This window comes from Nitrospira sp. (assembly GCA_030692565.1).
In the GTDB taxonomy this organism is placed as follows: domain Bacteria; phylum Nitrospirota; class Nitrospiria; order Nitrospirales; family Nitrospiraceae; genus Nitrospira_D.
Map to the genome: position 1 here is coordinate 124,934 of JAUYAO010000059.1, position 22,604 is coordinate 147,537.

At 59.5% G+C, this 22,604-nt stretch carries 21 protein-coding genes; 8 read left to right on the forward strand and 13 right to left on the reverse strand.

Annotation, left to right across the window (positions count from 1 at the left end; genetic code table 11):
• Positions 1–32: 32 nt before the first annotated feature.
• The 9 genes from murG to rsmH all read right to left on the reverse strand — a co-directional run bounded on the left by murG (position 33) and on the right by rsmH (position 11,002).
• A complete protein-coding gene (murG, locus tag Q8N04_20480; protein ID MDP3093056.1) occupies positions 33–1,154 on the reverse strand; it encodes an undecaprenyldiphospho-muramoylpentapeptide beta-N-acetylglucosaminyltransferase in 1,122 nt (373 codons plus the stop codon).
• On the reverse strand, positions 1,151–2,281 hold the full coding sequence (gene ftsW / locus Q8N04_20485; protein MDP3093057.1) for a putative lipid II flippase FtsW: 1,131 nt from the start codon (positions 2,279–2,281) through the stop codon (positions 1,151–1,153). The genes murG and ftsW overlap by 4 nt, the downstream gene beginning before the upstream one ends.
• A 112-nt stretch (positions 2,282–2,393) precedes the next feature.
• Positions 2,394–3,803: a UDP-N-acetylmuramoyl-L-alanine--D-glutamate ligase gene (murD, locus tag Q8N04_20490; protein ID MDP3093058.1), complete on the reverse strand. Its 1,410-nt coding sequence runs from the start codon at positions 3,801–3,803 to the stop codon at positions 2,394–2,396.
• A gap of 14 nt (positions 3,804–3,817) precedes the next feature.
• Positions 3,818–4,894: a phospho-N-acetylmuramoyl-pentapeptide-transferase gene (mraY, locus tag Q8N04_20495; protein MDP3093059.1), complete on the reverse strand. Its 1,077-nt coding sequence runs from the start codon at positions 4,892–4,894 to the stop codon at positions 3,818–3,820.
• A 63-nt stretch (positions 4,895–4,957) separates the two neighbouring features.
• Positions 4,958–6,406: a UDP-N-acetylmuramoyl-tripeptide--D-alanyl-D-alanine ligase gene (gene murF / locus Q8N04_20500; GenBank protein MDP3093060.1), complete on the reverse strand. Its 1,449-nt coding sequence runs from the start codon at positions 6,404–6,406 to the stop codon at positions 4,958–4,960.
• A gap of 34 nt (positions 6,407–6,440) precedes the next feature.
• Positions 6,441–7,946, reverse strand: coding sequence for a UDP-N-acetylmuramoyl-L-alanyl-D-glutamate--2,6-diaminopimelate ligase (locus Q8N04_20505; GenBank protein MDP3093061.1), 1,506 nt, complete (start codon positions 7,944–7,946; stop codon positions 6,441–6,443).
• 13 nt (positions 7,947–7,959) lie between these two features.
• Positions 7,960–9,678 (reverse strand): penicillin-binding protein 2, encoded by a 1,719-nt coding sequence (locus Q8N04_20510; GenBank protein MDP3093062.1) that lies wholly within the window; start codon positions 9,676–9,678, stop codon positions 7,960–7,962.
• Complete coding sequence (gene ftsL, locus Q8N04_20515; GenBank protein ID MDP3093063.1) at positions 9,678–10,001, reverse strand: cell division protein FtsL; 324 nt, start codon at positions 9,999–10,001, stop codon at positions 9,678–9,680. Before ftsL ends, Q8N04_20510 begins: the two co-directional genes overlap by 1 nt.
• Positions 9,998–11,002, reverse strand: coding sequence for a 16S rRNA (cytosine(1402)-N(4))-methyltransferase RsmH (gene rsmH, locus Q8N04_20520; GenBank protein MDP3093064.1), 1,005 nt, complete (start codon positions 11,000–11,002; stop codon positions 9,998–10,000). Before rsmH ends, ftsL begins: the two co-directional genes overlap by 4 nt.
• A 504-nt stretch (positions 11,003–11,506) precedes the next feature.
• Here rsmH and Q8N04_20525 point away from each other — a divergent pair.
• Complete coding sequence (locus tag Q8N04_20525; protein MDP3093065.1) at positions 11,507–12,301, forward strand: hypothetical protein; 795 nt, start codon at positions 11,507–11,509, stop codon at positions 12,299–12,301.
• 19 nt (positions 12,302–12,320) lie between these two features.
• On the opposite strand, the gene Q8N04_20530 is transcribed toward Q8N04_20525, so the two are convergent.
• From Q8N04_20530 to Q8N04_20540, 3 genes are all read right to left on the reverse strand, one after another.
• Positions 12,321–13,349, reverse strand: coding sequence for a hypothetical protein (locus Q8N04_20530; GenBank protein ID MDP3093066.1), 1,029 nt, complete (start codon positions 13,347–13,349; stop codon positions 12,321–12,323).
• 24 nt (positions 13,350–13,373) lie between these two features.
• Positions 13,374–13,871, reverse strand: a complete 498-nt coding sequence (locus tag Q8N04_20535) for a YajQ family cyclic di-GMP-binding protein (protein ID MDP3093067.1) — start codon at positions 13,869–13,871, stop codon at positions 13,374–13,376.
• Between the two features lie 153 nt (positions 13,872–14,024).
• Complete coding sequence (locus Q8N04_20540; GenBank protein MDP3093068.1) at positions 14,025–16,034, reverse strand: carbon starvation CstA family protein; 2,010 nt, start codon at positions 16,032–16,034, stop codon at positions 14,025–14,027.
• Between the two features lie 108 nt (positions 16,035–16,142).
• Here Q8N04_20540 and Q8N04_20545 point away from each other — a divergent pair, with 108 nt between their 5' ends.
• The 6 genes from Q8N04_20545 (at position 16,143) to Q8N04_20570 (ending at position 21,307) form a co-directional block, all read left to right on the forward strand.
• On the forward strand, positions 16,143–16,394 hold the full coding sequence (locus Q8N04_20545) for an AbrB/MazE/SpoVT family DNA-binding domain-containing protein (GenBank protein ID MDP3093069.1): 252 nt from the start codon (positions 16,143–16,145) through the stop codon (positions 16,392–16,394).
• On the forward strand, positions 16,385–16,723 hold the full coding sequence (locus Q8N04_20550) for a type II toxin-antitoxin system PemK/MazF family toxin (protein MDP3093070.1): 339 nt from the start codon (positions 16,385–16,387) through the stop codon (positions 16,721–16,723). The genes Q8N04_20545 and Q8N04_20550 overlap by 10 nt, the downstream gene beginning before the upstream one ends.
• Positions 16,724–17,025: 302 nt before the next feature.
• Positions 17,026–17,673, forward strand: coding sequence for a glutathione S-transferase family protein (locus tag Q8N04_20555; GenBank protein ID MDP3093071.1), 648 nt, complete (start codon positions 17,026–17,028; stop codon positions 17,671–17,673).
• Positions 17,663–18,727 (forward strand): alpha/beta hydrolase, encoded by a 1,065-nt coding sequence (locus Q8N04_20560; GenBank protein MDP3093072.1) that lies wholly within the window; start codon positions 17,663–17,665, stop codon positions 18,725–18,727. The genes Q8N04_20555 and Q8N04_20560 overlap by 11 nt, the downstream gene beginning before the upstream one ends.
• A 64-nt stretch (positions 18,728–18,791) precedes the next feature.
• The gene (locus Q8N04_20565; GenBank protein ID MDP3093073.1) at positions 18,792–19,190 is read left to right on the forward strand and encodes a PilZ domain-containing protein; all 399 of its coding nucleotides are present in this window, start codon (positions 18,792–18,794) and stop codon (positions 19,188–19,190) included.
• 185 nt (positions 19,191–19,375) lie between these two features.
• The gene (locus tag Q8N04_20570) at positions 19,376–21,307 is read left to right on the forward strand and encodes a M48 family metallopeptidase (protein MDP3093074.1); all 1,932 of its coding nucleotides are present in this window, start codon (positions 19,376–19,378) and stop codon (positions 21,305–21,307) included.
• Positions 21,308–21,437: 130 nt separating this feature from the next.
• On the opposite strand, the gene Q8N04_20575 is transcribed toward Q8N04_20570, so the two are convergent.
• Positions 21,438–22,040: a hypothetical protein gene (locus tag Q8N04_20575; GenBank protein MDP3093075.1), complete on the reverse strand. Its 603-nt coding sequence runs from the start codon at positions 22,038–22,040 to the stop codon at positions 21,438–21,440.
• A gap of 105 nt (positions 22,041–22,145) precedes the next feature.
• Between Q8N04_20575 and Q8N04_20580 the strand changes: the two genes are divergently transcribed.
• Entirely contained in the window at positions 22,146–22,505 is a 360-nt protein-coding gene (locus Q8N04_20580; protein MDP3093076.1) for a PilZ domain-containing protein, read from the forward strand.
• Positions 22,506–22,604: the final 99 nt, after the last annotated feature.

A 22,604-nucleotide genomic window follows, 5' to 3' on the forward strand; every position in this document is an offset into this window, starting at 1 on the left:
ATCGCTGCGCCTGCTCTCGCGTCGCTGCCGCATTAGACTCCCGTCGCTCCAACAGTCCGGTGGACGTCATGATTCACCCCCATGAGCGCATAGCATTCGTGGACGATCCTCTCGGCCGCATCGATTCGACTCATAGCCCGACTCTTCGCCTGCATCGTGCGTAGGCGATCCGGTTGCTGCAGCAGCCCGGCGATGGAACCGGCCAACTGCGCCCCCGTCAACTCCGGCTGCGGCAGCACCATCGCGCCCCCCGCCGCCTCCATCGCCCGCGCATTCTTCATCTGGTGATCGTAAATGGCCGTCGGCAGCGGGATCAGAATCGCCGGCTTCCCGCAGGCCGTCACCTCTGCAATCGTCATGGCCCCGGCACGCGCCACCACCAGATCCGCCGCGCGCAACACGGTCGGCATGTCATAGAGAAACGGGACGACCTCGGCCTCAACGCCTGCCTGCCGGTAGGCCTCAACAACCCTCGCATGGTCAGCCTCTCCGGTCTGGTGCGTGATGGAGAGCCGCGGAAGCGTCTGCGCCAATGTCGCCAGCCCATCGATGACTGCGCTGTTGATCGCCTTCGCCCCCTGACTGCCGCCAAAAATCAACAGCCGCTGCCGGCCTGCTGTGACCGAAGTGGATGTCGTAATCGCATCCAGAAATGATTGCCGAATCGGTGAACCGAACACGCGAACTTTGTCTTTCGCAAATTTCTCGGCAGCGGATTCAAACCCCAAGAACACACGCTGGGCACAAGGGCCGACCGCAATATTGGCCATGCCCGGATAGGCATTCGGCTCCAGAATGACCCGGGCAACCCGCTTCAACGCCGCCGCCACTAACATCGTCGGGCTGGTGTAGCCGCCCACGCCGATGACGAGATCCGCCCGGTACCGGGTAATCAGCCGCATCGACTGCCAGAGTCCGATCGGCACGGACAGCAATCCCCGCAAGGCTTCTCCCAATCCTTTTCCCATCACCGGCTTCGCCGTAATGAGTTCGAGTGGAAGCCCTTCATGCGCCAACACTTTGGTTTCAATCCCTTTCGCCGTGCCGACAAAGATGATCGTGGTCGATGGATCGCGCCGCTGAAACTCCCGGACCAGCGCCACCGCCGGATACAAGTGCCCGCCCGTCCCTCCTGCGGCGATGAGGATCGTCATCCGTGACCAGACCTGCCGCGCCCGCCCCGCCCGGCACTTTCCTGAGGCCCTGCTTGGCGATCCCTCGAGATATTCAACAAGATCCCGACCGCCAGCAGACTGATGACCAGGGACGATCCGCCGTAACTCACGAAGGGCAAGGTCAATCCTTTGGTCGGCAGCATCCCCGTCGCCACAGCCGCATTCACCAGCGCCTGCCCACCGATCAACAGCGTGATCCCGATGCCCAAATAGCGCCCGAACGGCATCCGCGCTCTGGCGGCAATCTGAAAGCCTCGCACGACAAACAACGCAAAGAGCAGAATGATCGCGCCCGTTCCCACTAATCCCAACTCTTCCCCGACCAGGGCCAACACAAAGTCCGTATGCGCTTCGGGGAGAAAGAACAGCTTCTGCTTCCCCTCGCCCAGCCCCACTCCGAAGGGACCGCCGCTGCCAAAGGCGAGAAACGACTGGGTGATCTGAAACCCGGCGTTCGACGCGTCCTTCCAGGGTGCCAGAAACGTCAGGAGCCGCTGCCGCCGGTAACTCGAGCCGAGGACGAGCACCAAAACGACCGGCACCGCGCACAGTCCCAGCCCCAACAGATGCTTCACTTGCGCGCCGCCGAGAAACAGCAGTCCGATCGTCACGAGACCGATCACGACCACGGTCCCAAGATCCGGCTCCAACAGCACCAGTCCGCTCAACAGGCCGATCACGAACAGCACGGGCAGCAGGCCAGAGGAGAAGCTTGTAATCCGGTCTTCCTTCTTGGTCAGATAGGCCGCCAGATAAATCACCGCCACGAGCTTGACCATCTCGGCCGGCTGAATCGAAATGGGTCCGAGACGCAACCAGCGCCTCGCTCCTTTCGCCGCGACCCCGAGCGATGGGATCAAGACCATCACCAGCAACAGCGCCATCAAACCCAGCAGCGGCACCGACAGACGCTTCCACCAGACATAGTCGACCCGCGACGCGACGTGGAGCAGCACAAATCCGAATGTCAGCCACGCCAGCTGCCGCTTGAGGAAGTAGCCGGAGTCGTGGAACCGGTTCCCCGCGACGACCGCGCTCGCACTGAACACCATCACGAGGCCGACCAAGGCCAGCACCATCGTGACGATCAATAGCGTGTGGTCCATCGGCACCCGCTTCTTCGCGGCGCGGGGGCTCGTGGTGGGCCACGGCAATGCCAGGGTCCCTGCAGCTCTCTGTGACATCGTTCAGCGTCAAATCTCCTCTGACTCGCCGCCCTTAGGCCGGCAAGGATTGCACGAGGGCCTTAAACTGCCGGCCCCGATCCTGATAATCCGCAAACATGTCGAAACTGGCACAGGCCGGCGAAAACAGGACGACCCCGCCGGAGGTGGCGCTGTCGGCCGCCGCCTGCACCGCCTCTTTCAATGACGCCGCCCGGCTGATCGCAGGGAATCCGGCCATGGCCTGGGCGATCAACGGCGTCGCCTCTCCGATCAAGATCAGGCCCTTTACCCGTTGATGAATGGCCGGCGCGAGTCGGGAAAAATCCCCGCCCTTGTCGCGGCCTCCGGCAATCAGCCAAATGGGTTGATCGATGCCTTCAATCGCTTTGAGCGTGGCATCGACGTTCGTCCCTTTGGAATCGTTGACGAACCGGACCCCGCGACGGTCCCGCACAATTTCTAAGGCATGCTCCAGGCCCGGGAAGGCCTGCAACACTCGCCGGACCGATTCAAGCGAGCCGCCGCTCAGCAGCGCATAGGTGGCGGCCACCATCGCGTTCTCCACGTTGTGATCGCCGATAATCTTGATCTCCTGCCGTCGACAGATCTCCTGCCGCGCACCCGTCACTGTCGTGACAAGTCGATCGCCCTCCAGATACGTGCCGCCGGTGACATCTGCTGGCAGCGCCGATTGTCTGGTAAATCCCAGCACCCGGGCTTTGACGCTGTGCCGGAGCGCCGCGACTCGCAGATCGTCCAGATTGAAGAGCGCATAATCGGTCGGTTTCTGGCACTCGAAAATGCGTTGCTTGGCGGCGACATATTCGTCGATCGACGCATAGCGGTCTTGGTGATCCACGGTGATGTTGAGTAACGCCGCAATCCAAGGGTGAAATTGCTCAACCGTCTCCAACTGAAAGCTGGAGACTTCGACCACGAGCACATCGAACGGACTGGGTAATCCTTGCTGCGATGCCAGCACCGTTTGGATCGCCGCTTCGCTCAATGCCGTGCCAAGATTGCCCCCGACAAAGACTCGTTTTCCGCTGTCCTGCAACATCTTGCCGATCAGTGTCACGGTCGTGCTCTTGCCGTTCGTCCCGGTGAGGGCCAGCATCGGGACTGACACAAACCGCGACGCCAATTCCAATTCGCTGATCACTTTCACGCCCCGTCGCCGCACGCGTTCCAGCGCCTCCATGCGATAGGGCACCCCGGGACTGATGACCACGAGTTCGGCCGACTCCAGCGCCGCTTCATACCCGCTACCGACCGTAATGTCCACGCGAGCGGCATCCAACTGCGCCAGAATCGCACCCAGCTCACTGCGCTCTTTTCGGTCGGCCACAGTGACGTGGGCCCCGACGGCCAGGAGGAGCCGCGCAGCGGCCACGCCGCTGCGGGCCAATCCGACCACCGTGACTTTGGTCCCCTTCAATTGCATGACGTCTTCGCTCACCATCTCGCTCTCGCTCGTTATCGCAACTTCAACGTGCTGAGGCTCAATAAGGCCAACAGGATAGCGATGATCCAAAGCCGGACCACGACTTTCGGTTCTTCCCACCCCTTCATCTCAAAATGATGATGAATCGGGGCCATCAAGAAGATCCGTTTCCCGCGCGACTTAAACGACACGACTTGGAAAATGACCGACACCGCTTCGATCACGAACACGCCGCCGACCAGCAGCAGCAACAATTCATGCTTGCTGATGACGGCGACCGTGCCGAGGGCGGCGCCGAGCGGAAGCGACCCCACATCGCCCATGAACACAGACGCGGGATAGGTGTTGAACCAGAGGAAACCGAGACTCGACCCCAGAATAGCCGCCGTAAACACGGCGATTTCACCGGCGTTTTCGATGTGGGGAATCAGCAGGTAGTCCGACATCAATCGGTGCCCGGCAACGTAGGCTACAATCGTATACGCCAAAGCGGTAATCATCACGGGGCCGATGGCGAGGCCGTCGAGGCCGTCGGTCAGATTGACGGCATTGGAACTTCCCACGATGACGAGCACGGCGAAGACGATGTAGAACCAGCCCAGATCCGGGGTGAAGTTCTTGAAGAACGGCACACTCAGCTTCGTCGTATACCCGGGAAGAAAGTACAGCGTGAGCGCAATCGCCGAAGCGATCGCGACTTGCGCGGCAAACTTCTGCGACGCCGACAGTCCCTTCGATTGCCGCTTGATGAATTTGAGGTAGTCGTCGGCAAACCCGATCGCGCCGAACCCCACCATCGCCGCGAGGACCAGCCACACATACGGTTTCGTAATGTCAGCCCACAGCAGCGTGGAGAGGACCACCGCAAAGAGAATGAGGATCCCGCCCATCGTGGGGGTCCCGCTCTTCACCAGATGACTCTTGGGCCCGTCGTCGCGGATCTGCTGGCCCAACTTGATTTCTTGCAGCTTGCGGATGAGCCACGGGGCCAGAATAAACGCGATGAGAAACGCCGTGACCGCCGCATAAATGATGCGGAAGCTTTGATAGCGAAAGACGTTCAGGAACGAGAATTCGGTGTGGAGTGGATATAGCCAGTTATACAGCATAAGACGACCGTCATACCGACGCCGGGGGCTTGCAGCGCCGAGTCCGTTTCTGCCCCTGAGTAGTTACGATGCCTTCTTCGAGACCCGCTTCATGCCTTGTAGCGCGCCGACCACCTGCTCCATCTTCATGCCGCGCGACGCCTTGACCAACACCACATCACCGGAAACTGCCATGGCTTTGACCTCCGCGGCGGCGGCGGTTGCATCGGGCAGTTCGAGAATGTTCGTCGGCTCCATCCCGGCCCGACGCGCGCCTTCCGCCAGACCGCGCCCCAACGTCCCGCAGGCGATCAACTGCGAGATGCCCTGCTGCGCCACAAACGCGCCGACCTCTTCGTGCATCCGCATCGCGCCCGAGCCGAGTTCCAGCATATCGCCCAATACCGCAATGGTCCTCCGTCCCGCGCCTGACTGAGCCAGCAGCTGCACCGCCGCCTTCATCGACGCGGGATTGGCGTTATAGCAATCGTTGATCACGCGGATCCCGTGGCTCACGACAACCTGCGACCGCATCGCGGCCGGACGGAATCGGGAGAGCCCCTGCGCAATGACGGCGCCGGATACGCCGAGCACCGTTCCAACAGCCGCGGCAGCCAAGGCATTGGTCACATTGTGAGAGCCCTGCACCTTGATTCGCACGATGGTGTGCCGGACCTTCCCCGGCAGGAGCAGCCGGAAAATCGTCCCATCCCGTCCGTCCGACTTTTCGTGCAATGCCTGCACATCGGCTTTCGGCGAATAGCCGAACGACACCACACGACACTGAGCCCGCGCCGCCAGGTAGTCGAAATACGGATCATCGGCGTTCAGAATGGCTGTTCCGTCCGGAGGAAGCAGATCGAGCAACTCCGCCTTCGCCTGCGCCGATCCTTCCATACTGCCGAAAAACTCCAGGTGGTCCGGCCCGATATTCGTGATGATGCCGATGGTCGGGCGGGCGATTTCACACAGGCGCGTCGTCTGCCCGAGGTTATCGACACCCATTTCGATGACGGCCGCTTCATGCCGGCCCGTCAATCTCAAGAGTGTGTGAGGAACTCCGATCCGGTTATTGAAATTACTTTCGGTCTTCAAGACACGCCAGCGCTGCCCCATCACACTCGCAACCATTTCCTTCGTGGTGGTCTTCCCGTTGCTGCCCGTCACCGCCACCAGCGGAATGTCGAACCGGCTTCGGTGATGCGTCGCCAGCTGTTGATAGGCAAACAACGGATCCCGCACGCCCAAAATGAAGGGGGAAGACGACTTTGAGCCGGCCTTCAAGAGCGCGGAGGGCACCGCATAGTTGTCATGCACGATGGCGCCGACCGCCCCGCGGGACAGAGCCATCGCCACATAATCATGTCCGTCGAATTTGTCGCCGCGAATGGCGATGAAGAGATCGCCGGCGCGGATCGCCCGCGAATCGAGACTGAGCCGTCGAATGCGCTGCTTCGCCCAACGGGACGCATCGCCCGAAAGCATTTTTACGCTGATCACTTCTCGAAGTTCTTCGCCGGTTAAGAGCGGCATGGGCATCCCAATCTGTGACAGAGCCCCATTCGAATCAGGCACAATGTGTTAACTCACGGATCGCATCACGAGCGACTTCGCGATCATCGAAGTGAAATTTCTTGGTCCCGATAATCTGATAATCTTCGTGCCCCTTCCCCGCGATGAGGACCATGTCGCCGGGTTGAGCCGCCCGTATGGCCGTCGCGATCGCTTCGCGCCGATCAGCCACTTTCTGATATTTCACGTGCGATCGCTGTTGCAGCGCCTCCCGCACACCGACTTCCACTTCATCGAGAATCGCCAAGGGATTTTCCGTGCGCGGGTTGTCCGAGGTGAGAATGACCATGTCGCTCTGCTGGACGGCAGCGCGCCCCATCTTGGGTCGCTTCCCGCGATCGCGATCTCCCCCGCATCCAAAAACCGTGATGATCCGGCCGGCCTTCAGTGCCTGCGCTGCCGTCAGCAACCGAACCAGCGCGTCTTCCGTATGAGCATAATCCACCACAACGGTGAACGACTGTCCGGCCATGACCCGCTCGAACCGTCCAGGCACATTGGTGACGCGGGTGACGGCCTGCCGCACTTGGTCGATCGTGGCCCCTTCGTGCAACGCCACGCCGATAGCGGCGAGCATGTTGTAGACGTTGTGCTCCCCGACCAGGTGGCTTTCGACCGGAAAAGTTCCTGCGGGCGTCGCCGCCATAAATGTGGTGCCGTTCAGCGAGAGCTGCACCTGTTCTGCTCGGAGATCGGCCTTTCCCTTGATGCCGTACGTCCACACCGGAACCGCGCATAAGGACGCGATGCGGGCGCCGCTGGAATCATCACCGTTGACGATGGCCCGCTTGTTCGGCTTCTTGGTTCCGGTCAGTCCCGTAAAGAGCCGGAGCTTGGCCTGAAAATAGTTCTCCATCGTCTTATGGAAATCGAGGTGATCCTGGGTCAGGTTCGAAAACACGGCCACGTCATACTCACACCCGCTCACTCGATCCTGCGCCAGCGCATGCGACGACACTTCCATCACCGCCGCCGAGCATCCGCCCTCGACCATCCGCTTCAAGAGCTGCTGTAGCTCCAACGCACCCGGCGTGGTGTGGGACGCCGGAATAATTTCGCTCCCGATTTGATAGGCGACCGTTCCAATTAAACCGACCCGTCCACCAATCGCTTCCAGCAAGGACTTGCAAACGTACGATGTCGTCGTTTTCCCATTCGTTCCGGTGATGCCGATCATCCGCAGCCGTCCGGACGGATCTCCATAGAACCGGCTGCCCAAATGCCCCAGCGCCTTCCGCGAATCGGCCACCCGAAGGTACGGGCGGTCAATCCCTGGAATCGTCTCTTGGATAACCACGGCCCCCGCTCCGTTCGTGAGAGCGGAAGAGATATACCGGTGACCATCGACCTGCTCGCCCTTCACGGCGACAAACAGACTTCCCGCCTGCACGGCTCTGGAATCATCCGTGATCGCGGTCAGCGATACACGAACGTCCCCTGCCTGCTCGAGGACATCGACCTGCCCGCGGAGTGACTGCGCTAATTCTTCGAAGGTCATCATCCTGTTACTCGACCTACCGACGGTTTGACGCCATCGCCAGCTTGACCGGTTCGTCCGACGAGACTCCGAGATAGTTCAACACCTGTTCGCCCACTCGTCGAAAGACGGGCGCGGCCACGGTGCCGCCCCAGGACTCCCCCTGCGGTTCGTCGATCACCACGATCATCGCCAATCGGGGATTGTCCGCAGGAACAAATCCGACAAAAGATCCGACAAACAATGTCGACGAATAGGCGCCGGTACGCGGATCGATCTTCTGCGCCGTACCCGTCTTCCCGGCCACTCTGAACCCCGGGATCGCGGCCTTGGCGCCGGTCCCATCCGTTACAACACTCTCAAGAATCGACGTCACGGTCCGGGCTGTTTCGGGAGACACCACCCGGCGCTTCACTTGCGGAAGTATCTGCCGAAGGGCTTTCCCCTGCGCATCGCGGACTTCAGACACGACATAGGGCTTCATCAACACCCCGCCGTTCGCCAAGGCCGCCACGGCGGATACCATTTGAATCGGCGTGACTCCGATTTCCTGTCCCATAGAAATGGACGCCAATGACCGGCGCCCCCACTCTCTGGGATGCTTGACCATACCGCCGACTTCTCCAGGGAGATCGATCTCCGTTTTCTGTCCGAATCCGAACGCCTGTAGATACCGGTAGAGACGCTGATCGCCCAGCGCCATCCCGGTTTTTGCCGCACCGATATTGCTCGACTTCTGAATCACCTGCGCAAACGTCATCCAGCCAAGCTTTTCGTGGTCATGGATGACCGTATTCGCAATCGTCATCCGCCCATTTTCTCCGTAGAGCATCGTGCTCGGCTTCATCACTTTCTCTTCAAGCGCCGCAGCCGCCACAAGGGCTTTCATCGTCGAACCGGGCTCGTAGGTATCCGTCAACGCCCGATTTCTCCAGCGATCCGCGGTCAGGGAAGCCACGGCATTCGGATCAAACCGCGGACTGATCGCCAGCGCGAGCACGGCGCCGGTCTGAGGGTCGAGCACAATGACGGTACCCGATTTGGCATGCGCCTTCGTGACTGCCTCCTCCACTTCCTTCTCAGCGATGTACTGAATGACTTCGTCGACCGTAATGACCAAACTATGCCCGGCGGCAGGGACTTGCTCGGCCTGGCCTTTCGGAAACACCGTCCGGCCCATGGCGTCTCGTTGCAGAATCACGACTCGCTTCTCGCCATGGAGCTGCGACTCATACCGCCGCTCAATTCCCTCAAGCCCCTCCCCGTCCATCCCGGCGAATCCCAACACATGGGCCAGCAGCGGTCCCTTGGGATAGAATCGCCGGCCTTCCATCACCAGCCCAATTCCCTCCATCGGCATATGCTCGAGACGGTGCCCCTGCTCGGGATCCAGCTTCCTAGCCAGCCACACGAAACTGCGATCCTGCCGCAGCTTCTTTTCCAGTTCATCGGTTCGAACATGCAGCACCGGCGAGAGAGACCGGGCCGTTTTAGCGGGACTTTCAAGCGCAGTGGGGATGCCGAACACGGAGGGCACTTCCATATTCATGGCGAGCACCTTGCCATGACGATCCACAACGGTCCCTCGAGCCCCCTCTAAGGACACAGTCTTCTGATGTTGCCGGTCCGCTTTGGCCGTGAGCTCAGCAGCCTGCAATACCTGCAGGCTCACCAACCGAAACAGCACCACCGCAAATCCGCAGAGCATCACCAGCAGCAATACATAGCGTCGGGCCCGTGACGGCGCACCAGTCACTATCGCCTCCCGTTCAACACATCGTTCCTGGCAATCCGCAGTTCCACCGCGGATGCAGGCGAGTCCTTCGCCTTAAATTGAACCATCACAACCTGGCCAGGCTGAGGTAAGCTCATCCCGAATTTTTCCGTGGCGACTTTTGCAATCCGGTCGGGCGAACTCAGCGCTGAGAATTTCACCTTCAATTCATCACGCTCGCGCTCCAACACCACCTTCTCGTGCTTCAGCCGTTCAACCTGGTAGCCCAGGCGCACCATATCCACCCGCTCCCACACAAAGACGAACACGAGGCACAGCCCGGCCGTCACTGCCAGCATTTTCATTGGGCATACTCCTTTGACAGGCGCTCAGCGACCCGCAACTTGGCGCTTCGCGCGCGCGGATTCGCCCGGCATTCCGCTTCGGAAGGAACTTGCGGCCTCTTTGTTAACACCGCCACTTGCGGGTGAGGCCGCTCCGCCAAGGCACGAAACGTATGCTTCACGATCCGATCTTCTAGCGAATGAAACGAGATGACGGCGATACGGCCGCCGGGCCTCAACATATCGACCGCATCGCGGATGGCCGGCTCAAGCACATCCAGCTCGCGATTGACCGCGATACGAAGCGCTTGAAACGTTCTCGTCGCACAGTGGATGCGCCCGTGCCGATACGCAGCAGGAACGGATTCCTTAATGACTGTCGTCAGCTCTTGCGTCGACGCCAGCGCGTTCCGTTCACGAGCGCGAACAATCGCACGCGCAATACGCCGGGAGAATCGCTCCTCGCCATACTGAAAAATGAGATCCGCCAATTCAGACTCGGGCAACGAGTTTACTAACTCTCCAGCCGTCGTACCCGCCGATTGATCCATGCGCATATCGAGGGGCCCGTCTCCATGAAAGCTGAACCCTCGATTCGGATCGTCGAGCTGAGGCGAAGAAACTCCGAGATCGAAAAGAACTCCGTCAACTGCTGGGACGCCGACAGTTCGCAGCAACTGCTTCATGTCAACAAAATCCCCCTTGAGTAACTGCGCACGACCAGCAAACCCGGCAAGTCGAGATCGGGAATACGCGAGCGCCTCTTCATCTCGATCGACTCCGATGAGAACGGCATCATCTCCAGCCTTTTCAAGAAGCCGCTCACTATGCCCACCATATCCCACCGTACCGTCAAAAAAAGTCTTCGTACGGTCCGTAACGAGCCAAGCCGTTACTTCATCAGGAAAAACAGGAGCATGCCTTGATCTTTTCGATATTTCAGACTCACCACTTGTATCCACTTTCCCCCACTTGTGGGCCGAGTATACTCCCGTTGAACTCCTTGTCAATAGCAAATTCATGGACTTAGGTGATCAATTGCGAGAATGGAAATTCTTTTGAATTTTCAGAGGGGATGGCTGATTTGCCGCGAAGACATCGGGGGTATCCCCCTCTGCATCTCCATAAGGTTAGGGACGGGGGATACCCTCGCGTCACGAACCCAGGAGATTATTTGATCTATCGCGACGAAAAGGGCATCTGACTCAATCACTCGATATCGCTAAAGACAGCCTTCCCATTGGCGCAGATTCGTTGACAATGAAGACTCTTGAGGTGAGAATCTTTTCATGACCCTCATTATCCGTAACAACTTCCCGCTTATTCTCGTTGCACTGCTTTTTCTCGCAGGTCCCCTTGCTTCGGCTCCTTCCGCCGACGCGGCGCCGCTTCTTGAATTTTGCGAACACAGCTCTGCCGATCAGCAGTTAAGAGCCTCAAAAGGCACCGCTGGCTGCGTTCCATTGATAGAGAAGAAAGATCCGCCGGCATCGGACACCCGCCCGCCTCAAGAATCGGCGCGTCAGATGAAGATCGAGAACCTGCAACAGGAAGTCACCATCTTCCTACAGAAGTACAATCAGTTTCTTGAGTGCTGCCGGACCGATTTGGCGGAACTCCAATCAGTCGAAGAACTTGGCAACGACGTCAATGAATTGCTGAGCATGGCCCAATCAGGCCTCTTCAGTGAACACATGAAACTCAGGGGGTGGACCATCGCGGAACTGCTTCCGCCCGTCGCCAAGGCGCGCGCAGATCTCAAGCGATTGCACGCCAAACTGGAGACGATCGGAAATGCACGAAACCAACTCGGCCAGCTCGACTACGAATCAGCGGCCAAGGAGTCGCGCCGAATTCAAGAAATGGAAGATTCCATTCAGAAGGACTTCCAGGCCCGCTCCCTGCCGGCCGGACCTAAAACTGGACCCGGCATCGGATCCAGCTCATCAGTAGGTACGAGCATCGGGAAAACGCCGAAATCCGGCGCAGACATCGGGGCAGGAGGATCGCAAGGAGCGGACATCGGCGCAACTCCTCGAAGCGGAGCGAATATCGGCGCCAGCGGACCGACCGGCTTTGACATCGGCGCGACAGGCCGCGCAGGAGCGGATATCGGAGAGTCTCGTTTGAATTCAGAGCAATCTGCGGTCGGATCGAGCCTACAGCAGTCCACGGTAGGATCGAGCATCGGCGACACAACCGTCGGATCGAGCCTGGGACAATCTACAATTGGGTCGAGCCTGAACGACACGTCTATCGGTTCATCACTCAGCGGGTCCTCAGTCGGATCGAGCCTGCAGAATCGCAGCACTACTCGCTGACCTTCTCTCCGTCACTCAATCACGGACGCATCTCATTCCCTGCATAGAGCGGCGGCATCGACTCCCACGTTTCGCCCGCGTCCTTACTCCGATACAAGCCGCTCCCATTCGTCCCCGCATAAAACAGCTTTGAATCTGACGGACTCTGCGCGATCGTCCTGATGTTAGTTGTGGCAAGTCCGTTGTTGATTGCTCTCCACGTCGCGCCACCATCCTCACTTCGATGCACACCATCACGCCCTGTAATATAGATCGCGCCTTTGCGCGTTCGATCGAGCACCATTGCAATGATCATCTGATCCGCCAGCGATTCCCCGATTCGTTTCCACGAAGCAGCCGCATCAGTTGATTTGTAGAGACCCGCGAGCGTTGCCGCATAGATGGTATCCGGCTCGTAGGGATCGACCAGCACCGACGTCACATTCAGCGCCCGCGACGTCTTCACCATGTCCGCCGGCACCAATCCATTGTTCACTTTTTCCCAATACCCCGCTTGATCGATCGATTTGTATACACCCCCGCTTGTCCCCGCGTAGAGAATGGCTGGACGCGTTGGATCCATGCCTAACGTCACCACCATCAGAACTTCTTTCATCCCCTCCATCTTCTTTGACCAGCTCTCGCCGCCGTTCTTGGTCTCAAACACACCCATCGTAGTGGCGATGAAAATGTGCTGATCGTCGGCCGGATCGAAGACGAACTGGTTCACCACCGACGTAATCGTAGCGTCATCCAGCCCGGAGCGCATCGATACCCACCGCTGCCCGCCATCGTGGCTCTTGAAGACCGCATCGCCTTTCGTCCCCGCATACACCGTCGCAGGATAGGCCGGATCGATCGCCATCGCGATCACGCGTGAATGACTCATCCCCTTCGACAGATTCGTCCAGGTCTGCCCGGCGTCGCGGCTCTTGTAGATGTAGTCGTTCGTTGCAACGTAGATGATGTCAGGATTCTTAGGATGAAGCTGCAGCACGACAATGGGATCGCTGCGATTGCAGCCGACGAGAGAAACGAGGAGCAGGAGCAAAGAGAGCAGGCGCTTCATGAGACGGAGGCGATCGCCATCTCCTTATCGATAATTCGTAAACTGCAGATCGATCCCAAAGTCCTTGCCTTTCAAAAATGTCATCGTCGCCTGCAAATCGTCCTTGCTCTTGCTGAGCACCCGCACCTGCTCGCCTTGAATCTGGACCTGCACTTTCAACTTCGACTCCTTGACCGCCTTCGTAATTTCCTTCGCCTTCTCGGTCGCGATCCCGCTTTGGATCTTGGCCGTCTGCCGCACCGTCCCGCTGAGCGCCGGCTCGATGGCGCCGTAATCGAATGCCTTCAGCGACACGCCGCGCTTCGTGCACTTCGTCTTGATAATGTCGATCACCGCATTCAGCTTGTATTCGTCATCCGACAGAATAACAAGTTCCTTCTCTTTCTCCTTCAGCGTGATCTCCGTCTTGGAATCCTTGAAGTCGAACCGCTGCTTCACTTCCTTCGTCGCCTGATCGACCACGTTCCGCAACTCCTGCATATTCACTTCAGAGACTACATCGAACGAAAATTGATCCGCCACGATCCCCTCCTTCTTCTACTTCTACCTTAAATAGACGGGGCAGCCTGGGCAAGCTCCCACTGCGCGCATGCACCGAGCACCGCCCATAATTTCATGTTTCGATCGATCTTGCGTGCGGGGTGCGCGAGCAAGGGAGCTTGCCCAGGCTGCCCCCTAACAGCATCCGCCACCGTGCGGCAGCCGGAAACATTTATCCTTTTCACCATCAGAAATTGCCGTCTGCACCCGCCCTACCGATCCGCCACCGGCCATAACGATGACTTCACTGCTCGTGAACGGCTTCTTCAAGATCACATAGCCATACCACTGTCGCAGGCTGTCGCTCAAGACGATCAATCCCAGAACGGCCACCACTGCGACCAGCGCAGCGTCGAGATACAACGCGAACGCCTGCCCCGCCGCCAGCGTCGCGGCCTTCTTCATAAACATCCCGAACATCTCATAGGACCCGGCCAGCGTCACCACACCGACGAACACCATCGGCACCGCCGTCACCCAGAGATAGGGCGACTTCCACATCTTGATCAGCACCGTCGTCCCGATACAGAGCGCCAGCGTCCCCAGCAATTGATTCGCCGCGCCGAACATCGGCCAGATCGTCGAGATACTTCCTGTCCCAATTAAATACGACCAGGACCCGACCACGAAGGCACTGCTCAGTAGCATCCCGGGCCACCAATTCATCCGGCGAAACGGCGCATAGACCCGCCCCGCCATTTCCTGAATCAGGTAGCGCGCCACGCGCGTCCCCGTATCGATCGTCGTCAGAATGAACAGCGCTTCGAACACCAGGGCAAACTGATACCAATAGGCCATCAATCCCGCCATGCCGGGCAGCGCCGCAAAGATCGACGCCATGCCCACCGCGAGTGAGACCGCCCCGCCAGGCCGCCCGGCAACATCGACTTCGACCAGTTGCGACAGTTCCGCTATGCGCGACGGAGCGAACCCCATTGCCGAGAGGGTCTCGGCGCTTAACGTCGTATTAATCGCCAGATAGTCGCCGGGAATCAGCACCGACGCCGCAATCAACGCCATCACGCCGACGAAACTCTCCAACAGCATCGCCGCATAGCCCACCACCGCCTGCGACTCCTGCTCGATCATCTTCGGCGTCGTACCGGAGGACACCAGCGCGTGAAAGCCCGACACCGCCCCGCAGGCAATCGTAATGAAGAGAAACGGGAAGAGCGTGCCGGGAATAATCGGCCCGCCGCCAGCGGCGAAGACCGTGACGCGCGGCATTTCGATCGTCGGCGCCATGAGGATCACGCCAAAACCGAGGAGAAATACCACGCCGAGCTTCATAAAGGTCGAGAGATACCCGCGCGGCACCAGCAACATCCAGCCCGGCAACACCGAGGCAAGAATACCATAGCCGGCCAAGAGCCACACCAGCGTCGGCCGTTCGAATTCAAACCACGCGGCAAACGACGACTGTCCAACCACGCGTCCGAACAGCACCGCCGCGATCAGCAACACCACGCCGATCACCGAGACTTCCGCGACTGCGCCGGGGCGAAACTTCTGGAGATAAAACCCCATGATGAAGCCGATGGGAATCGTCATCGCAATCGTGAACGTGCCCCAGGCATTGTGATAGAGCGCGTTCACTACCGCGAAGCCCAGCCCTGCCAGCGCCACCACCACAATAAAGAGCACCGCCACCGCCGTCGCCGTCCCGGTGATGGACCCGAGCTCATCGTGCGCGATCTCCGGGAGCGAGCGGCCGTTGCGCCGCATCGAGGCCACGAGGATGATGAAATCCTGCACCGCCCCGGCCAGCACCGCGCCGATCACCAGCCAGAGAAAGCCGGGGAGAAACCCGAACTGCGCCGCGAGTACCGGCCCCAGCAACGGCCCCGCCCCGGCAATCGCCGCGAAGTGATGGCCGAAGAGTACGACTTTGTTAGTGGGATGAAAATTCACCCCATCGTTCATCCGCACAGCCGGCGTGACGCGCTGATTGTTCAGCTCAACAACTTGTCTAGCCAGCCACCGGCCATAAAAGCGATAGGCCAACACATAGATGCACGCCGCCGCCACGACCAGCCAGAGCCCGTTCACCTTTTCGTAGGGATTAATGACACCGACCACGTGGGCCAACGCCACGGCTCCAAGGACGGAGAGCAGCACCCAGAGCAGATTTACAGCCGCTTTCATGCGGTGCATCCTAACAACCCGTCCGCTGCTTGTAAATCAAGAGTTAGTCCGGGATTTGCCTTCAGTGGGCGATGTGATTACAATGTAGCCTCAAAGCGGGAGATTGACATGAAAGCTCATATTGTCCGGATCGGCAACTCAAAGGGAATCCGCCTCCCCAAGACCTTGCTTCAAGAAGCCCAGCTTGAGGATGAAGTCGAGCTCCAAGCGGAACCGGGTCGAATTCTGATCTCCAAGTCGGCGCAACCGAGAGCAGGCTGGGCCGATGCCGCCCGACGCATGCGAACGCAAGGAGAAGACGCCCTCCTCGACCCGCCGACCGCCACACGATTCGATAAGGAAGATTGGAAGTGGCGATAGAGCACGCATCCCCGGCACGCGGCGAGGTCTATTTGATCGATCTCGATCCGACCCGCGGCAATGAAATCAGAAAAACAAGGCCCTGCCTGATCGTTTCTCCCGATGAATTGAATCAACACCTACGGACAGTGATCGTCGCGCCGATGACCACCGGCGGGCAAGCCTACCCCTGGCGAGTGAGATGCCGCTTTCGTGACCGCTCCGGATTTGTTGCGGCAGACCAGTTGCGCACGGTTGATAGCGAGCGCCTCGTCAAGCGGCTTGGTCGTGTCACTCCCGGAACCCTTACTGCCGTCCTCGCGGTGCTGCAGGAAATGTTCACGCCGTAATTGTTTGATCCGTCCTTCACTCCCTTCTCAAGCCCACGCGAATACTCAACCCCGTGGTTCATCCGCACAGCCGGCGTCACACGTTGACTATTCAGCTCAACAGCCTGCCTGGCCAGCCAGCGGCCATAAAAGCAAAAGGCCAGTACATAGATGCACGCCGCCGCCACTGCCCCCCTCCATTTGATTTCCTTTCACTTCAAGCAGGTAATATCCTGTCGTGCGATGGCTGATTGGCATCTCCGATTCATTGCTACAACCGCCTCAATCTTGAAGTTTCTCATCACTTACGTCATATAGGCTCCATGCTCACTCTGATTCAGTTTCCCTGGTCGCCGTTCGCCATCACGGTGCGACGGATGCTCGAACGGAATGGGATTCCGTTTCACTTGCGCAACATTCCCTTTCACGATCGCGCCGCCATCATTACCGCCACGAAAGGGCGCGGGCACAGCGTGCCTTGCATTGTCGATGGGAAGCGGGCCCTCTGCGATACCACCGATTTCGGGCAAGAGGTCGCGCGGCATGTCGATCGGCGCTTCACGCTCAACCTCTTTCCGAAGGAGTTCGACGGCCTGCAGCTCATTCTCTCGCGCTACATCGAGCAGGAGTTGGAGATGGTGGGGTTCAAGGTGAACGATACCTACGTGATCCCGAAGCGCCCGCTGGTCGAACGCACGATGCTCATCCGCCACAAGGAGCGGAAGTTCGGAAAGGGCTGCGTCCGGGAATGGACCGCTCAGCGCCGGCCTCTGTGCGCGCAGTTTGCCGATCTATTGGAGCCGATCGACAACGTGTTGGCGACCTCGCCGTTTCTCCTGGCTGACCGGCCGCTCTTCGTCGATTACAATCTCTACGGAGTGCTCGAAAACTATCTCTTCAACGGCAAAACCAAGCTCCCCGCCATGAAACACCTCCGCCGCTGGCACCGCGCTATGACACATGCTCACTAAACGTCGGCACCGCTTCCGCCCCCTGCGGAAGCTGCTTCACGTTACAATCGGCTTACTGCTGTTCGCGCTGATCGGCGTGGGATATCAGATTGTCGGCATGGTGCAGGACCGGAAGCAGTACCCACCGCCCGGACAGCTTATCGACGTCGGCGGATATAAACTTCACCTCTACTGCACCGGCGAAGGCAGCCCGACCGTGATCTTGGATGCCATGGGTCCTGGTTGGTCGGTCTATTGGGCAGAGGTCCAGCCGGAGATCGCGAAAATCACACGGGTCTGCTCCTATGACCGGGCAGGATTCGGCTGGAGCGATACTGGCCGTCTGCCACGCATCGGCAGACGGATGGCCGATGAGCTTCACCAGTTGCTGACGAACGGCGGCATCTCCGGCCCCTATGTGCTCGTCGGCCATTCACTCGGCGGGTTCGTCGCTCGGCTATATCGCCAGGCCCACCCAAACGATGTCGTCGGGATGGTGCTGGTGGATGCGGGGCATGAACGGCAATTCGACCAAGTCGAGTTCATGCGATTCGTCTCACCCGGAAAATCCATGTTCCCGATCATCCGCGCGGTGACGGCCCTAGGCCTGACCCGGCTGTTGATCTCGCAGGATCTTGCGCCGTCGTTCTTTGCCGCCCAGGAAGCCGGTGTGCCTGCCGACATCCGCCCGCTCCTCCGCGCCGGATGGACGCAGTCGCGCTACTTCAAGACGATGACATACGAAGGTGCGGCACTGGAGGGGACCGCTGGGCAAACCGGGATGGCCGGTTCGCTCGGGAACCTGCCCTTGACCGTCATCACCGCGACCGGACCAACCTGGTGGCCCGACATGCCATCAAACGTCGACCCCAAACACTTTCGAAAGATGTGGCTCAAATTCCAATCCGATCTCACCAAACTCTCCACCAACAGCCGCCAAATCTTCGCCGACCGCAGCAGCCACTTCATCAACTTCGACCAGCCTGAACTCATCAGTGAGGCCATTCGGCAGATGATCGCCTCTCAGACACCCTCTCAAATCCAGAAGGAATCCATCCCAACGCCCTTACGTTGATCGGAACGGCAGCCTGCATTTTGACACCCTCGGGTCTACCGACTTTGCTATACTCCCTTGCATCATGGCCTCAGATACACCGGCTTCGCCGCCGTCAGGAAGAGATCGCCGCGAATTTTATCGAATTACCGTCACCCTGCCCATCCGCATTCAGCCCGAAACGGATACGACGGAGGGTGCCCTCATCGAGCAATCCGTCAACATCAGCGGCGGCGGCTTCGGCGTCACGGTCGCCACGGTCTATCAACCCAACGACATCCTCGCGGTCACGCTTCGCCTGCCCGATCATGGCCTCTTCACATCCTTCGCCGAAGTATTGCGGCTCGATCCCATCCCCTTTCCGGGAGGGACCTATCGCCTCCACGCTCGCTTCGTCAGGATGCCCTCACAGGACCGGGAAGTGTTGATCCAACATATCCTGCGGTTTCAGCGGGACCACCTGCAAGAACACTATTCCGCATAACCTAGGGCGCCTCTGCCCGGCACTCGGGCCAAACACCACATCCCTTCCCACATGCTGATCCCACTGCATCCCAGCGCAGGCAGATCATCCTTCAAGAGTCCGCCATCAATAAATGACAAACTCCTTGGCGATCATGCGACCTTCTCATAAACTGGTTGCGACCCTTAGGAGGAATTCCGATCACAATGTCCGACACACAGTTCGAGCAATTGGTGCGCCGTCTCGAGACGTACGCCCAGAAACATCCGACACCGTACAAACTGAAGGTCGCGCTGGTCGCCGCTCTCGGCTATGCCTATGTGCTGGCCGTCCTGGGCCTGGCATTGGCCGTCAGCGCCTGGCTGATTCTCTCACTGAAAGACGGAGGATCGAGCCATCTCAGCTCCATCAAGCTGCTGTTCGGTCTTGGAGTGCTGGCGGCGATCATCCTGCGGGCCTTCTGGGTGCGCCTTGCCCCACCGACGGGCTATGAGGTGTATCGGGAAGACGCGCCGCGCCTGTTCCTCCTGATCGACAAACTGACGACTGCGTTGGGCACGCCGCCGTTTCACCATGTGCTCATCGTGAACGACCTGAATGCCGCCGTCGCACAGCGACCGCGCCTCGGCATTTTCGGCTGGTATCAGAACTATCTGCTGCTCGGCCTCCCCCTCATGTTGGCCATGGCACCGGCCCAGTTCCGGGCCGTGCTCGCGCATGAGTTCGGCCACCTCGGCCACTCTCATGGGCGCTTCTCCGGGTGGATCTATCGCACCCGCAGAATCTGGTCGCGCCTGCTGGAAGAGCTGCGCGCCCGCGATCATTGGGGCTCGGTGTTCTTTACCAAGTTCCTGGACTGGTATGCCCCCTTCTTCAACGCTTACTCGTTCGTCCTGGCCCGCGCGCAGGAGTACGAAGCCGATCGTCAGGCAGCCCGGCTGGTCGGCCCGCACGCGATGAAAGACGCCTTAGCATCGCTCCAGATCATCGCGCATCTGATGGACGAACGGTATTGGCCCGCATTGAATCGCCGGACCATCACGAACCCTGCACCGCCCGCCTCCCACCTCGATGAACTCATCACGGTGTTGCAGCGCGTCACGCCTCACGACAGCATTCAGAAGTGGATGCACGAAGCGATGCAGCAGACGACCGGCTATGCCGACACGCATCCGGCCTTGGTCGATCGACTGGCCGCATTAGATCGACTTCCGGAAAAACAGAATGCCCCCGAACCGCCGACCGACTTTCCCCATCTGCGCGACCCTCACGAGGCCACAGCCGCAAACTATTATCTGGACGCGCATGCCACCGCGACACGCGAAGCCCTCGACCGCAGCTGGGCGGAGTCTGTGGCGGACGAATGGCAACAGAAGCACGAAGAAATGGCGGCAGCGCGGGCACGCTGCCAGGCCTTAAGCGACAAATCTGCGACCGTCGGGCTCTCGATCGACGAGCTGTGGGAATATGCGTGCCAAATGGAAGCGCTCGAAAGCGACCGCGCAGCACTGCCGTTGCTGCAGCAATTGCTCACGAAGGCACCCGCTCACGCGGCGGCGAACTTGGCGATGGGCCGCCTCCTCTTGGCGCAAGACGATCAAGCCGGTTTGCAGTATTTGGAGAAGGCCCTGGCGGCGGATCGCGAGGCGGTGATTCCAGCCTGCCAACTGGCCTCCACTTTCCTGGAACGCCGGGGCAACCATAAAGAGTCCATGCGCTACCGCGTCAAGGCGCAGCGGCAACGGCAGCAGCTCCTTGATGCCGAAGCCGAACGCAGCACGATCAAACCCGGGGACTCGTTCGAGCCGCACGGGCTGCCAGCTGAAGTGATTGAGGGGATCGCCCGGCAACTGGCATCGAGACCCGATATCCAGGCGGCCTACCTCGTCCGCAAGAAGGTGCAGGTCCTGACCCGCGTCCCCTGCTATGCGTTGGTCATCATTCCGCACCGCGCCTGGTACGAGTTGCACGCGGAAAGCAGCAATCAGGCTCTCTTGGAGAAGCTCCGCACGACACTGACGCTCCCGGAAGACACCTACATCCTCATCGCCGACCAGCTGATGAAACACCGGTGGATTAGCACTCTCAGACCCATCCCTCAATCCGCCATCCTGAGCACCCACACCACCGCTTTATAGCTCCCGCGCCTTCGCTGGTCTGCCCCCCCTCGAAAGGTGGAGGAAATTCTTGCTGCGCAGCGCCGTTTTGCCGTACTTATCCTTGATTCCCTCCGCCCAGCATCATAGCGATATCCCCCTTCGCTCGACGCTATTCCTCAAAACATCCGCAATCTGACACTTCCAGCCGGTCAGGCTGGGCAATCCTCTCGCTGGTCTCCGGCTTGCACTGAAACCGGTATCGACTGTCCGCTGAAAGGAGTCCGGCGATGTCTTTCCTCATGGTTGTCATGTTGATCACGCTGCTTCCCTTTCCAATCGTGGTCGGAGTACTGGCGCTGGAAGAAATCCGGGCTGATCGCCAACATTCCTCCCACCCCCGCCGATCGCCGCTGAGTCGCCCGGCATCGGATGACTGATCGATCAAAAAGAAAGGCCGCTCATGTCCGATCCACGCCGGCACGTTCGCATCCTGGTCAACCGGCGGGGCCTCATGCATCGCAACGGAGCCACCAGTCTCTGCACCCTCGTAGATCTCACCGCGCAGGGCCTCCAGATTTCTGCCGATCTCCCGCTCCTGGCCGGAGACCGGGTCGAGATCGAGTGTCAGCTCGAAGCCGAGAGCCGGATTCACTGCGCACTCAAGCTGACTCATGCCGCAGGGAGACACGGCGGCGGCCGTGTCGTCGACATCACGCCCGAACATCACCGCCTCATGATGGATTTCCTGGATCGACAGAACACACCCGCTCACAACACCCCCTGACCGATCCGACTCCGCTCAACAGCAACAGCAACCGCAGCCCCTCAAAGGAGGGATACTTTTTCCGCCTCACACCAGGCTACACTGCACCCTGCCATGGAACAGACCAAACCCTATCAGCGTGCGCATTATCGCTTACCCCTTCCAACGGCCTATCCCGTGATGTTTGCCGGCACCTCTGCGATCGGCGAAGGCACCCTCACCAATCTTTCGGTGCTCGGCTGCACGATCGAATGTACGACGATTCTGCCCCAGACAGCGAACCTGTTGCTGCGGCTGATTCTGCCGGATCAGAAGGAATCGCTCCCGATCGAAGAAGCGGAAGTGCGGTGGATCGATGAGCAGCGGATCGGAGTGCGATTCAGCAAGGTGGAGCGTGCGGCCAATCTTCGGCTCCATGGATTTGTGTGGGACCGGATGCTCGAACGGATGCAGGCCATCAAGCAGCGGCGCTAGATACTATTGGTCTTCGGCTTGGTCCCCCTGCTGCCTTGTCGTGGGCAAGCGAGCGGTTCGTTCACATCCTTCGTAGATACCTCAGTTGCACCTACAACA

What these genes read in the sequence shown, in the direction of transcription:
- murG (MDP3093056.1), bottom strand. Translation starts at nt 1,154, where the DNA reads ATGACGATCCTCATCGCCGCAGGAGGGACGGGCGGGCACTTGTATCCG.
- ftsW (MDP3093057.1), bottom strand. Translation starts at nt 2,281, where the DNA reads ATGGACCACACGCTATTGATCGTCACGATGGTGCTGGCCTTGGTCGGC.
- murD (MDP3093058.1), bottom strand. Translation starts at nt 3,803, where the DNA reads ATGGTGAGCGAAGACGTCATGCAATTGAAGGGGACCAAAGTCACGGTG.
- mraY (MDP3093059.1), bottom strand. Translation starts at nt 4,894, where the DNA reads ATGCTGTATAACTGGCTATATCCACTCCACACCGAATTCTCGTTCCTG.
- murF (MDP3093060.1), bottom strand. Translation starts at nt 6,406, where the DNA reads ATGCCGCTCTTAACCGGCGAAGAACTTCGAGAAGTGATCAGCGTAAAA.
- Q8N04_20505 (MDP3093061.1), bottom strand. Translation starts at nt 7,946, where the DNA reads ATGATGACCTTCGAAGAATTAGCGCAGTCACTCCGCGGGCAGGTCGAT.
- ftsL (MDP3093063.1), bottom strand. Translation starts at nt 10,001, where the DNA reads ATGAAAATGCTGGCAGTGACGGCCGGGCTGTGCCTCGTGTTCGTCTTT.
- rsmH (MDP3093064.1), bottom strand. Translation starts at nt 11,002, where the DNA reads ATGAATTTGCTATTGACAAGGAGTTCAACGGGAGTATACTCGGCCCAC.
- Q8N04_20525 (MDP3093065.1), top strand. Translation starts at nt 11,507, where the DNA reads ATGAAGATCGAGAACCTGCAACAGGAAGTCACCATCTTCCTACAGAAG.
- Q8N04_20530 (MDP3093066.1), bottom strand. Translation starts at nt 13,349, where the DNA reads ATGAAGCGCCTGCTCTCTTTGCTCCTGCTCCTCGTTTCTCTCGTCGGC.
- Q8N04_20540 (MDP3093068.1), bottom strand. Translation starts at nt 16,034, where the DNA reads ATGAAAGCGGCTGTAAATCTGCTCTGGGTGCTGCTCTCCGTCCTTGGA.
- Q8N04_20545 (MDP3093069.1), top strand. Translation starts at nt 16,143, where the DNA reads ATGAAAGCTCATATTGTCCGGATCGGCAACTCAAAGGGAATCCGCCTC.
- Q8N04_20555 (MDP3093071.1), top strand. Translation starts at nt 17,026, where the DNA reads ATGCTCACTCTGATTCAGTTTCCCTGGTCGCCGTTCGCCATCACGGTG.
- Q8N04_20560 (MDP3093072.1), top strand. Translation starts at nt 17,663, where the DNA reads ATGCTCACTAAACGTCGGCACCGCTTCCGCCCCCTGCGGAAGCTGCTT.
- Q8N04_20565 (MDP3093073.1), top strand. Translation starts at nt 18,792, where the DNA reads ATGGCCTCAGATACACCGGCTTCGCCGCCGTCAGGAAGAGATCGCCGC.
- Q8N04_20570 (MDP3093074.1), top strand. Translation starts at nt 19,376, where the DNA reads ATGTCCGACACACAGTTCGAGCAATTGGTGCGCCGTCTCGAGACGTAC.
- Q8N04_20580 (MDP3093076.1), top strand. Translation starts at nt 22,146, where the DNA reads ATGGAACAGACCAAACCCTATCAGCGTGCGCATTATCGCTTACCCCTT.